Raw genomic sequence first — 12,967 nt, 5'->3', positions numbered from 1 at the left:
CAGAGGAGGTATTCATGGACGACACTTCGAAGTGCCCGTTTTCGGGTGGAAAACGCGTGCCGGCGAACCGCGACTGGTGGCCGACGCAGCTCAGCATCGAGATGCTGCATAAGAATTCCAACCTGTCCGATCCGATGGGCAAGGACTTCGACTATGCCAAGGAATTCAAGACGCTCGACCTGAACGCGGTCATCAAGGACCTCACCGCTCTGATGACCGACTCGCAGGAGTGGTGGCCAGCCGACTTCGGTCATTATGGTGGCCTGATGATCCGCATGGCCTGGCACAGCGCGGGCACCTACCGCACCACCGACGGCCGCGGCGGCGCCGGCGCCGGCCAGCAGCGTTTCGCACCGCTCAACAGCTGGCCCGACAATGCCAATCTCGACAAGGCGCGCCGTCTGCTGTGGCCGATCAAGCAGAAATACGGCCGCAAGATCTCCTGGGCCGATTTGATGGTGCTGGCCGGCAACGTCGCGCTGGAATCGATGGGCTTCAAGACCTTCGGCTTCGCCGGCGGCCGCGCCGACGTGTGGGAGCCTGAAGAGCTCTATTGGGGTCCCGAAGGCACCTGGCTCGGCGATGAGCGCTACAGCGGCGAGCGTCAGCTCGCCGAGCCGCTCGGCGCGGTGCAGATGGGCCTCATCTACGTCAATCCGGAAGGCCCGAACGGCAAGCCGGATCCGGTCGCCGCGGCAAAGGACATCCGCGAGACCTTCGCCCGCATGGCGATGAACGACGAGGAAACCGTCGCGCTGATCGCCGGCGGTCACAGCTTCGGCAAAACCCATGGCGCGGGTGATCCCTCGCTGGTCGGCCCGGAGCCGGAAGCGGGCGCACTGGAAGATCAGGGCCTCGGCTGGAAGAGCAAGCACGCGTCGGGCCACTCTGGAGATTCCATCACCAGCGGCCTCGAGGTGACTTGGACGACGACGCCGACGAAGTGGAGCAACAACTTCTTCGAGAACCTGTTCAAGTACGAATGGGAGCTGACGAAGAGCCCGGGCGGTGCGCAGCAGTGGACGGCCAAGGGCGCCGAGGCGATCATTCCTGACGCCTTCGACAAGTCGAAGAAGCATCGGCCGACGATGCTGACCACCGACCTCTCGCTGCGCCTCGATCCCGCCTACGAGAAGATCTCGCGTCGCTTCCTGGAGAATCCGGCTCAGTTCGCGGACGCCTTCGCCCGCGCCTGGTTCAAGCTGACCCATCGCGACATGGGTCCGATCCAGCGCTATCTCGGCCCGCTCGTGCCGAAGGAGACGTTGATCTGGCAGGATCCGATTCCGGCCTTGAACCACGAGCTGGTCAGCGACCAGGACATCGCTGCGCTGAAGACCAAGATCCTGGCTTCGGGCCTCTCGGTCTCGGAGCTGGTCTCGACCGCCTGGGCGTCGGCCTCGACGTTCCGCGGCTCGGACAAGCGTGGCGGCGCCAATGGCGCGCGCATTCGCCTTGCCCCGCAGAAGGATTGGGAGGTGAACCAGCCGGCTCAGCTCTCGAAAGTGCTCGGCAAGCTCGAAGCGATCCAGAAGGACTTCAACGCGTCGTCAGGCGCGAAGAAGGTCTCGCTCGCGGATCTCATCGTCCTTGGCGGCACCGCCGCGGTCGAGAAGGCCGCGAAGGATGCCGGCGTCGACGTGAAGGTTGCGTTCACGCCGGGCCGCATGGATGCTTCGCAGGAGCAGACCGACGCGGAGTCCTTCGCGCCGCTCGAGCCGCGGGCCGATGGCTTCCGCAACTACGTCGGCAAGAAGCATCAGTTCCTGCAGCAGGAAGAAGCCCTCGTCGATCGCGCCCAGCTTCTCAAGCTGAGCGGCCCCGAGATGACGGCGCTGGTCGGCGGCTTGCGCGTGCTCGGCGCCAATGCGAATGGTTCGAAGCACGGTGTCCTCACCGCGAAGGTTGGCACGCTGAGCAACGACTACTTCGTCAACCTGCTCGACATGGGCACGCAGTGGACGCCGGCAGCTGACGGCACCTACGAAGCCCGCGACCGCAAGACAAATGCGGTGAAGTGGACCGGCACGCGCGTCGACCTGATCTTCGGCGCGCACTCGCAGCTCCGGGCCTACGCGGAAGTCTATGCCACGTCGGATTCCAAGCAGCAGTTAGTGCTGGATTTTGCCAAGGCCTGGACCAAGGTGATGAACCTCGACCGGTACGACATCGCGGTTTGAGGCACTTCATCTCTCCCGCTTGCGGGAGAGGTCGCGCCGGAGGCGCGGGTGAGGGTCTCCTCATCGGGAGTCTCTCCGGGGAGACACCCTCTCCCCGACCCTCTCCCGCAAGCGGGAGAGGGAGCGCAGATCGCCGGAGCGAGCACAAACAAACAAAAAGGGCGGCCGAGAGGCCGCCCTTCGTGTGTCTGATGTGCGGTGCGATTACTCGCCAGCGGCTTCGCGGGGAGCCTTCTCGCCGTCGCCGCCCTTGCCCTCGAGGTCTTCGCCGGTGGTCTGGTCGACGACCTTCATCGACAGGCGGGTCTTGCCGCGGTCATCGAAGCCGAGCAGCTTGACCTTGACCTTGTCGCCTTCCTTGACGACGTCGGAGGTCTTCTGCACGCGCGCCGAAGCGAGCTGGCTGATGTGGACGAGGCCGTCCTTGGAGCCGAAGAAGTTCACGAAGGCGCCGAACTCCATCACCTTGACGACGGTGCCGTCATAGATCTGGCCGACTTCCGGATCGGACGCGATCGACTTGATCCACTTGATCGCGGCCTTCATCGCCTCGCCGTCGCTGGAGGCGACCTTCACGGTGCCGTCGTCCTCGATGTTGACCTTGGCGCCGGTCTTCTCGACGATCTCGCGGATCACCTTGCCGCCGGTGCCGATCACTTCGCGGATCTTGTCGGTGGCGATCTTGAAGGTCTCGATGCGCGGCGCGTATTCGCCGAGCTCGGCACGGGCGTTGGTGAGCGCCTTGGCCATCTCGCCGAGGATGTGGATACGTCCATCCTTGGCCTGGGCGAGCGCGACCTTCATGATCTCTTCGGTGATGCCCTCGATCTTGATGTCCATCTGGAGCGAGGTGATACCCTGCTCGGTGCCGGCGACCTTGAAGTCCATGTCGCCGAGATGGTCCTCGTCGCCGAGGATGTCCGAGAGAACCGCGAAGCGCTTGTCTTCGAGGATCAGGCCCATCGCGATGCCCGCGGTCGGCCGCTTCAACGGCACGCCGGCATCCATCAACGCGAGCGAAGCGCCGCAGACCGAAGCCATCGAGGACGAGCCGTTCGACTCGGTGATCTCCGACACCACGCGCGTGGTGTAGGGGAATTCGTGGTGCGGCGGCAGCACCGGGTGGATCGCGCGCCAGGCCAGCTTGCCATGGCCGATCTCGCGGCGCTTGGTGCCGCCGAGGCGACCGGTCTCACCGACCGAGTAGGGAGGGAAATTGTAGTGCAGCAGGAACGTCTCTTTGTACGTTCCCGAAAGCGCGTCGATGTACTGCTCGTCCTCGCCGGTGCCGAGCGTGGTCACGACCATCGCCTGGGTCTCGCCGCGGGTGAACAGCGCCGAGCCGTGGGCGCGGGGCAGCACGCCGACTTCGGCGACGATGTTGCGCACGGTCTTGCTGTCGCGACCGTCGATGCGCTTGCCGGTGTCGAGGATGTTCCAGCGAACGATCTTGGCTTCGAGCTCCTTGAACACGCCGCCGATGCGCAGCTTGTCGTATTTCGGCTCCTGCCCTTCGGGGAAGTAATGGGCGATCACCTTTTCCTTGACCTTGCCGACCGCGGCATAGCGATCCTGCTTGACCGGAATGGCGTAGGCGGCCCGCAGCTCCTGCTCGACCATGCCGAGCATTTCCTTTTCGAGCGCGGAATTGTCGATTGTGGTGACTTCGCGCGGCTCCTTGGCGGCCTTCTCGGCGAGCTCGATGATCGCGTTGATCACCGGCTGGAAATGACGGTGACCGAACATCACCGCGCCGAGCATGATCTCTTCGTTCAGTTCCTTGGCTTCCGATTCCACCATCAGCACGGCGTCGGCAGTGCCGGCGACCACGAGGTCGAGCTGGGTGTCGACCATTTCGTCGAGCGTCGGGTTGAGGATGAACTCGTCATTGGCGAAGCCGACGCGGGCCGCGCCGATCGGGCCCTTGAACGGTGCGCCCGACAGGGTCAGCGCCGCCGACGAGGCCACCAGCGCGACGATGTCGGGGTCGTTTTCCATATCATGCGAAAGCACGGTGACGATCACCTGGGTCTCGTTGCGCCAGCCGTCGACGAACAGCGGACGGATCGGACGGTCGATCAGGCGGGAGACCAGCGTCTCCTTCTCGGTCGGACGTCCTTCGCGCTTGAAATAGCCGCCGGGAATGCGGCCCGCAGCGTAGGTCTTTTCCTGGTAGTCGACGGTCAGCGGCAGGAAGTCGACGCCTTCGCGCGGCGCCTTCGCCGCGACGACGGTGGCGAGCACCACGGTCTCGCCATAGGTGGCGACGACGGCGCCGTCGGCCTGGCGGGCGATCTTGCCGGTTTCCAGCTTGAGAGGGCGTCCGCCCCAGTCGATCTCGACTGAATGCTTATTGAACATAGATGTCTTCTTTCATGGGTTCTCGAAAGAAGGGACGGCTCTCGAAAAACAAAAACCATGCGCAAGATTGCGGGGCGCTGATCGAAGCGGGTGATCAGCGTCCTGCGATCCTGCCATGGTTTTTGGATTTCGGATGGCGTCCATCCTTTCGGGTCATACGGGCGCCTTGCCCGTTGTGCCCAGCCGCCGGATTGCTGCTGGACTTTCAGTCGGCACGAATGCGAACACCGAACCGCGGTCTTCGCCGATCGTGCCCCGGATGCCAGCCGTCAACGGCTCGCATCCGACGTGCGCGCAGCCTCGATCAAAAAGCTTAAAATAGGCGCTTTCGTTCGAAGCCACGTGCGAAAACGCGCGCCGTTGGCGCGCGCAAGAACTGTTAGCGACGAATGTTGTGCTTCTCGAGCAGCGCCTTGTACCGCGCTTCGTCCCGCTTCTTGAGGTAGTCGAGCAGCGAGCGGCGGGTCGAGACCAGCTTCAAGAGGCCGCGACGCGAATGGTTGTCCTTCACGTGGGTCTTGAAATGGTTGGTGAGGTTGTTGATGCGTTCCGACAGGATCGCGACCTGAACCTCGGGCGAGCCGGTGTCGCCGGCCTTGTTAGCATTCGTCTTGATGACTTCCGCTTTGCGTTCTGCGGCAATCGACATCGTCAATTTCTCTCGTTGCGACCGGTTGAGGCAGTCAAGCCGGTCAGGTTGAACACACGCTTGGGGATGATTTCGCCATTGCCGACTTCAGCAAGCGCGAGAAGCCGGCCTGCCACCGTGACATAGACTGTGCCGCTACAAGTGGGCGCATCCCGTCCGCGCAACAAAACGGCCTGGCCCCGATGGAGCCTTGCCGCATCAGCCCGAGTGACGGCCAGTGCCGGGATGTCGTCCAGCGCGGTCTCAACGGGCATAAGCGCGTCCGCGAGGCTACCCTCGCCGGACGCGGCTCTATCGCACAAAGCCTCCAGCTGATCCAGTGGAATCATGTCGTTTTCGCCAAATGGGCCGACCAGGGTCCGCCGCAGCGCGCAGATATGGCCGAAAGTGCCGAGAATCCGGCCCATATCGCGGGCGAGGGCGCGGACATAGGTGCCCTTGCCGCATTCGGCTTCGAACACGGCCCGGTCGTTATCCGGTTGATCTACAAGGGTTAAATGGTGAATCTCGACCGGACGGGCGGCCAGTTCGACGACCTCGCCGTCGCGGGCGAGGTCATAGGCGCGCTCGCCCTGGATCTTGATCGCGGAATAGCGCGGCGGGATCTGCTCGATCACCCCGGTGAAGCGGGGCAGGAGGGCCTGGATGGCCTCCCGGGTCGGACGCTGGTCCGAGGTCGCGGTGACCCGGCCCTCGATGTCGTCGGTGTCGCGCTCCTCGCCCCAGCACACCGTGAACTGGTAGCGCTTGCGGCCGTCCATGACGAAGGGAACGGTCTTAGTGGCTTCCCCGAGCGCGATCGGCAGCCCGCCCGAGGCGAGCGGATCGAGCGTGCCGGCGTGTCCGGCGCGCTTGGCGTTGAACAAGCGCTTGAGCACCGCAACCGCCTGCGTCGAGGTCATGCCGATCGGCTTGTCGAGCACGACCCAGCCATGGACGTCGCGCCGGTCGCGGCGAACCTGGTTGCCCTTCTGCTTGTTATTGGCACGCGGATCGTTGTTGACGCGGCGCGGCTCCTGATGCGGCTGAGAATGGCCGCCGACGTCCGCAAAATTATTTTTCTGCACGTCGCGCTGATCGGCTTCTTCGCCGCCGATCGTGCCGTGAGCCGGGTCCATCGTCATTGTTCTTCTTCCCGATCCGTATCCGGATTCTGTTCCAAGTCCTGTTCGAGGTCCTTCTGCACCGCAGGTGTTCGCAAAAGCTTCTCGATCCGTTCCGCTTCGTCGAATCGCTCGTCGACGCGGAAGCGAAGGTCAGGTGCAAATTTCAGGTTAACGCGCCGCGCGACCTCGCCGCGCAAGAACTTCTTGTTGCGTTCGAGCGCAGCGATGATGATCTCGGTGTCGCGGCCACCGAGCGGCATCACGTAGACGGTCGCGAGCTTCAGGTCGGGCGACATCCGCACCTCCGGCACGGTGATGATGTGACCTTCGAGATCCGCATCATGCACATTGCCTTGCGCCAGAATCTCGGCCATCGCGTGGCGAACCTGCTCGCCGACGCGCAACTGGCGTTGCGAGCCCCCGCCTGGTGCGGAACTCTTCTTCTGATGATGGCGTGGCATTCTCGAAAATCACCTCGTCATGCCCGTGTTTGGGACACGGGCATTGTCATTTGTCCTGTTGAAACGAAGAGGGGTGGATGGCCGGAAAAAATCCGGCCATCGCACTCCCGCAATTTCAGCTCAAAAAGATCCGGGCGCTTCGGTAAGATTTGGACTTACAGGGAGCGCTGGATCGTCTCCACGCGGTAACACTCGATCACGTCACCGGCACGCATGTCGTGGTAGTTCTCGAAGGCCATGCCGCATTCCTGACCGGACTGGACTTCCTTCACTTCGTCCTTGAAGCGCTTCAGCGTCGACAGCTTGCCTTCGTGCACGACGACGTTGTCGCGGATCAGGCGCACATTGGCGCCGCGTTCCACGGTGCCGTCGGTGACACGGCAGCCGGCGACCTTGCCGACCTTGGAGATGTTGAAGATCTCCAGGATGGCGGCATTGCCGAGCATGGTTTCGCGCAAGGTCGGCGCGAGCAAGCCGCTCATCGCCTTCTTCACGTCGTCCACGAGATCGTAGATGATGTTGTAGTAGCGGATCTCGATGCCGTTGCGCTTGGCGGCCGCAGCGGCCTCCTTGTTGGCACGAACCGAGAAGCCGATGATCGCGGCGTTGAAGCCTTCGGCCAGCGTCACGTCGGATTCCGAGATGCCGCCGACGCCGGCATGCAGGATGCGGGCTGCGACTTCGTCGGTGCCGAGCTTCTCCAGCGAGCCGAGGATCGCTTCCAGCGAGCCCTGCACGTCGGCCTTGATGATCAGCGGGAATTCCTTGCGGCCCGCGGTCTTCAATTGAGACATCATCTGCTCGAGCGAGCCGCGCATGCCGGAGATCGAGGCAGCCGCGTTCTCGCGCTTCTGGTGCGCACGATAGCTGGTGACCTGGCGGGCGCGGGCTTCGTTCTCGACCACGGCGAGACGATCGCCGGCTTCCGGCGGACCGTTGAAGCCGAGCACTTCGACCGGCACCGACGGACCTGCTTCCTGCACGGTCTCGCCCTGATCCGAGATCAGCGCGCGGACGCGGCCCATCTCGGCGCCTGCGACGATGATGTCGCCGACCCGGAGCGTGCCGCGCTGGACCAGCACGGTCGCGACCGGGCCGCGGCCGCGATCGAGCTTGGCCTCGATCACGGTGCCTTCGGCCGGACGCTCCGAATTGGTCTTGAGGTCGAGAATGTCGGCCTGGAGCGCGATCATCTCGAGCAGCTTGTCGAGATTGGTCTTGTTCTTGGCGGACACTTCGACGTCGACGACTTCGCCGCCGAACGATTCGACTTGCACCTCGTGCTGGAGAAGCTCGGTGCGCACGCGCTCGGGCTTGGCGTCGGGCTTGTCGATCTTGTTGATGGCAACGATGATCGGCACCCGCGCCGCCTTGGCGTGGTTGATGGCTTCGATCGTCTGCGGCATCACGCCGTCATCGGCCGCGACCACCAGCACGACGATGTCGGTGACCTTGGCGCCGCGGGCGCGCATCGCGGTGAACGCGGCGTGGCCGGGCGTGTCGATGAAGGTGATCTTCTTGCCGCTCTCGGGCGACACCACCTGATAGGCGCCGATATGCTGGGTGATGCCGCCGGCCTCGCCGGAGACCACGTTGGCATGACGGAGCGCGTCGAGCAGCGAGGTCTTGCCGTGGTCGACGTGACCCATCACGGTCACGACAGGCGAGCGTGTCTCGGTGTCGGTGGAATCGTCGATGGCGTCGAACAGGCCTTCCTCAACGTCGGAGGCGGCAACCCGCTTGACGGTGTGGCCGAGCTCTTCGGCGATCAGCTGGGCAGTGTCGGCATCGATCACGTCGGTGATCTTGTGCATCGCGCCCTGCTTCATCAGCATGCGGATGACGTCGACCGCGCGCTCGGCCATGCGGTTGGCGAGTTCCTGGATCGTGATCGCTTCCGGAATGACCACCTCGCGGATGAGCTTTTCCTTCGGCTCGTTCGAGGCGTGGCCCTTCAGGCGCTGGGTACGGCGGCGGAACGAGGCGATCGAACGCTCGCGCACCTCATCGGCATTGAGCGCCGTGACAACCGTCAGGCGGCCGCGCTCCTTCTGCGGGCCGGGCTTGTGGGTGGGCTTGGGGGCGACCACGGGACGCGCGGCGCCGCCGGGACCGCGACGAATCTGGCGCGGACCATCGTCCTCGTCCGGTCCGGCCGCGACCGCGGGCGCGCGACCCACCGGTCCGCCGGCCGGCCGCTGCGTGGTGGTTCCAGGGCGTGCCGTCGTCGTTCCCGGGCGTCCCGTCGCGGTTCCAGGCCGCGCCGTGGGCGCGCCGGGGCGCGGTGCAGGGGCAGCCGGGGCTGCCGCCGCGGGGCGCGGCGCAGATTGCGGCTGTTCGCCTTCGCCAAAACGCTTCTTGGCTTCGGTCTCGGCCTTGCGCTTGGCTTCGTCCTCGTGACGGTGACGTTCTTCCTCGGCCTTGCGGCGGGATTCGGCGGCCTCGCGGTCGGCGCGTTCGGCGGCTTCGCGAACAGCGCGGCGCTGCGCCTCTTCCTCGGCCACGCGGCGCTCTTCGACTTCGCGAACCTTGGCATCGGCCAGCGCGCTGGCGCGGGCGGAGCGTTCGTCCTCGGTCAGCGTGCGCAGCACCACGCCGGAGCCGGCGTTGCGCGGCGGCGCAGGGCGCGACGGAGCGGGCGTGGGCGCGGCCGGTGTCGGCTTTGCAACGACCGTCGGAGCCTGCGGCTCGGGGCTGCCGTCGATGCGGCGCTTGCCGCGCTTCTCGACCACGACCTGCTTGCTGCGGCCATGGCTGAAGCTCTGACGTACAGTGCCCGTTTCGACGCGCGGCTTGAGCGATAGCGTCTTGCTCGGAACGCTCAGCTTCTTGTCGTCAGGGGTCTTGGTATCAACCATTCAGCAGTCCTAATCCTGATCTTTGTTAACGTTGTGCGTTGCCGCACCGTCCTATCGGGTCGTGGTTGTCTCTCAGAAATCCTGGCCGGGCTTTTCGGCAGTCTTGTCAGCGTCCGCCATCCGGTATCGGACCAGCATCTGGCTACGTGACAGGAATGACTTGCTCGCCGGGCCCGCGAGCACGGCAGCATGTATCACATTTGACCGGGTCAGTGCCAAATCCAATTCTAACGATTTCAGTGCGGTAACGACGGGAATCTGCGGCTTGGCGCCGCGATTTCCGGTATTTTGACGCGCCAGCATGTCCAATTTGCGGATTCCGTCCGCGGCCCCGTCGCTGGCGTGGATCAGGACCTCGACCGTGCCTTCCCCAAGGGCGCTTTCGACCTTGCCGAAGCCGGCCACAACCTGGCCGGCCTTGGCGGCGATCCCAAGGGCTTCCGTCACGCTCCGGACCAGGAGCGCCTCGATGTCGGCAGGAAGCGTCTGGGGGATGCGCAGCTCGCGCTTGAAGGTCTTGCTAAATTGGTGACGCCGCACGGCTTCCGCAACCACCCCGCGGGAGGCTGTGAGCCACATGCCGCGTCCGGGCAGCTTGCGCTTGAGATCTGGAACCACGTCGCCTTGCGGCGAAATGACGAAGCGGATCAGCTCGTCGATCGGCCGGACCTGCCGACTGACCGCGCACATCCGCATGGTCGCGGACCTTTCGGTCCGCGGTCCATGGTCGAGTTCGGGGTCAGTATCGGTGAGCATCCGGGCGACATCCTCCTTCGTCCTTAAGCCGGCTGATCTTCGGTCGCCTCAGCCTCTTCTGCGGGCTTGGCGAGATCGGCCTCGGTGATCCAGCCGGCCTTGACGCGGGCCTGCATGATCATCGCTTCGGCATCGTCACGGGAAATATCGATGCCGTCGAGGGCGCCTGGGAATTTGGTCTGCTCGCCGCCTTCCTTGCGCTCGGTCCAGCCGACCAGATCGTCGGTGGCGCAGCCCGCGAGGTCGTCGACCGTCTTGATGTCGTTCTCGCCGAACTTCACCAGCATCTTGGAGGTGACGCCGGGCACGTCCTTGACGGCGTCCTCGACACCAAGCTCCTTGCGCCTGGCCTCGATCTCCGCTTCCTGCTGCTCGAGATATTCGCGGGCACGGCTCTGGAGCTCCTGCGCGGTCTCCTCGTCGAAACCCTCGATGCCGGCGAGTTCCTTGAGGTCCACCATGGCGAGTTCCTCGACCGAGGTGAAGCCTTCGGACGCCAGCAGCTGGCCGACCACTTCGTCGACGTTGAGCGATTCCATGAAGACGCGGGTGGAGTTCTCGAAGTCGGCCTGGCGGCGCTCCGATTCCTCCTGCTCGGTCAGGATGTCGATGTCCCAGCCGGTGAGCTGCGAGGCCAGACGCACGTTCTGGCCGCGGCGGCCGATCGCCAGCGAGAGCTGGTTGTTGGTATCAGGCACGACGACCTCGATGCGCTCGCGGTCTTCGTCGATGACGACTTTGGACACTTCGGCCGGCGCCAACGCGTTGACCACGAAGGTCGCGATGTCGGGCGACCAGGGGATGATGTCGATCTTCTCGCCCTGCAATTCGTTCACCACGGCCTGCACGCGCGAGCCGCGCATGCCGACGCAGGCGCCGACCGGATCGACCGAGGAATCGCGGGAAATCACGCCGATTTTGGCGCGCGAGCCCGGATCGCGGGCGACCGCCTTGATCTCGACGATGCCGTCATAGATTTCCGGCACTTCCTGCGCGAACAGCTTCGCCATGAACTGCGGATGGGTGCGGGAGAGGAAGATCTGCGGACCGCGGGTCTCGCGGCGGACGTCGAAGATGTAGGCGCGGACACGGTCGCCGTTGCGGAACACTTCGCGCGGCAGCATCTCGTCGCGGCGGATGATGGCTTCGCCGCGGCCGAGGTCGACGATCACGCTGCCATATTCGACGCGCTTGACGACGCCGTTGACGATGTCGCCGATGCGGTCCTTGAATTCCTGGTATTGCCGATCGCGCTCGGCCTCGCGCACCTTCTGTACGATGACCTGCTTGGCCGATTGCGCGGCGATACGGCCATATTCCAGCGGCGGCAGGGTGTCGGCGATGGTGTCGCCGACCTGGGCGCCGGGATTGGCGCGCTGCGCATCCACAAGCGAGATCTGGTTGGAGTGGTTTTCGACCTTCTCGACCACAAGCATGTGGCGCGACAGCCGCAGCTCGCCCTTCTTCGGGTCGATCTCGGCATGAACATCAGTCTCGCTGCCGTAACGTGCGCGCGCGGCCTTGGCGATGGCATCCTCCATCGCCGCGATGACGATGCCGCGGTCGATGGATTTCTCGCGCGCAACGGCGTCGGCGATCTGGAGCAATTCAAGTCGATTGGCGCTGACTGCCATGGCTAGTCTCCTTCGTCAGGCTCGATCTCGCCCCGTCGCGCGCGTTCGGCGGCCAGGCGATGTTTCTTCGTATTGGTCGGTGCCGGCTTCTTCTTCGGCTTGGTGTTCTTGGTGGTCTTTTCGCTGATCTTGGCGTGCGGCGCCTGCGGCGGCTCAAGGCCGAGATCGCGGCGCATCTGGCGCTCCTCGGCCTTGCCGCGGCGCATCGATTCCGCAATCAGCTCGTCGGTCAGCACCAGCCGGGCCTCGCCGATATCCTCCATCGTCAGGAGCACGTCGGGATCCTCGGCCGCCTTGACGTCGTCGCGATGCAGATGCACGCGATCGCCTTCGACGGGACCGATCCTGCCGCGGAACCGCTTGCGCCCTTCATGGGCAACAGCCATGTCGATCTTCACCAGATGGCCAAAATAGCGCTCGAAATCGGAACGGCGGACCAGCGGCCGGTCGATCCCCGGCGAGGAGATTTCCAGCCGATAGGCGCGATCGATGGGGTCGGCGACATCGAGCACGGGCGACAGCGCCCGCGAGATCGCCTCGCAATCCTCGAGCTGCATCGAGCCGTCCGGCCGCTCGGCCATGATCTGCACAGTGCAGCCGGCTTCCCCGGAAATGCGGATCCGCACCAGGCGGTAGCCCATGCCCTCGAGCACCGGCGCTGCGACCGCGGACACCCGTGCCGCCGCGCCCGGCTCGACCACGAGCCTCGGCTCGGCCAGCAATTCGGCATCGGTGGAACCAGGGTTCGGTTCGGTCATATCAGGGGTCAAGGCGCTCGTTTGAATAAGGCTTGCGTTAAGGCTTGGTTAAGATTTCAAAGCCCGCTTCGGAACTCTCCCGACACGCGTCGGGCCGCATCTTCCGCCAAGCCGCGTTCAGGTAATAAAAAAGAGCGGGTCCTTTCGGGCCCACTCTCACTACGCGGATCGTATGAGAAGATGAATTGGCGCTGATATAGCGCT

Annotated in this window: 9 protein-coding genes; 1 reads left to right on the top strand and 8 read right to left on the bottom strand. The window is 64.5% G+C overall.

Annotated features, from left to right (window positions below):
- Positions 1–14 precede the first annotated feature (14 nt).
- Entirely contained in the window at positions 15–2,180 is a 2,166-nt protein-coding gene (gene katG / locus IVA81_RS08070) for a catalase/peroxidase HPI (protein ID WP_247314470.1), read from the top strand.
- A 204-nt stretch (positions 2,181–2,384) separates the two neighbouring features.
- On the opposite strand, the gene pnp is transcribed toward katG, so the two are convergent.
- The 8 genes from pnp to rimP form a co-directional block, all read right to left on the bottom strand.
- Positions 2,385–4,541: a polyribonucleotide nucleotidyltransferase gene (gene pnp, locus IVA81_RS08065; protein WP_247314468.1), complete on the bottom strand. Its 2,157-nt coding sequence runs from the start codon at positions 4,539–4,541 to the stop codon at positions 2,385–2,387.
- A gap of 379 nt (positions 4,542–4,920) precedes the next feature.
- Positions 4,921–5,190: a 30S ribosomal protein S15 gene (gene rpsO / locus IVA81_RS08060; protein WP_008131787.1), complete on the bottom strand. Its 270-nt coding sequence runs from the start codon at positions 5,188–5,190 to the stop codon at positions 4,921–4,923.
- 2 nt (positions 5,191–5,192) lie between these two features.
- Entirely contained in the window at positions 5,193–6,314 is a 1,122-nt protein-coding gene (truB, locus tag IVA81_RS08055; RefSeq protein ID WP_247314466.1) for a tRNA pseudouridine(55) synthase TruB, read from the bottom strand.
- Complete coding sequence (gene rbfA, locus IVA81_RS08050; RefSeq protein WP_247314465.1) at positions 6,311–6,757, bottom strand: 30S ribosome-binding factor RbfA; 447 nt, start codon at positions 6,755–6,757, stop codon at positions 6,311–6,313. The genes truB and rbfA overlap by 4 nt, the downstream gene beginning before the upstream one ends.
- 155 nt (positions 6,758–6,912) lie before the next feature.
- A complete protein-coding gene (infB, locus tag IVA81_RS08045; RefSeq protein ID WP_247314463.1) occupies positions 6,913–9,615 on the bottom strand; it encodes a translation initiation factor IF-2 in 2,703 nt (900 codons plus the stop codon).
- A gap of 72 nt (positions 9,616–9,687) precedes the next feature.
- Entirely contained in the window at positions 9,688–10,371 is a 684-nt protein-coding gene (locus IVA81_RS08040) for an RNA-binding protein (protein WP_247314461.1), read from the bottom strand.
- 23 nt (positions 10,372–10,394) lie between these two features.
- Positions 10,395–12,005: a transcription termination factor NusA gene (gene nusA, locus IVA81_RS08035; protein WP_018319418.1), complete on the bottom strand. Its 1,611-nt coding sequence runs from the start codon at positions 12,003–12,005 to the stop codon at positions 10,395–10,397.
- A 2-nt stretch (positions 12,006–12,007) separates the two neighbouring features.
- Positions 12,008–12,763 (bottom strand): ribosome maturation factor RimP, encoded by a 756-nt coding sequence (rimP, locus tag IVA81_RS08030; RefSeq protein WP_247314460.1) that lies wholly within the window; start codon positions 12,761–12,763, stop codon positions 12,008–12,010.
- Positions 12,764–12,967: the final 204 nt, after the last annotated feature.

Source organism: Bradyrhizobium sp. 141 (assembly GCF_023074055.1).
Lineage (GTDB): Bacteria > Pseudomonadota > Alphaproteobacteria > Rhizobiales > Xanthobacteraceae > Bradyrhizobium.
The sequence above is the reverse complement of the archived record's forward strand: the minus strand, read 5'-3'. Positions and strand labels throughout refer to the sequence as shown.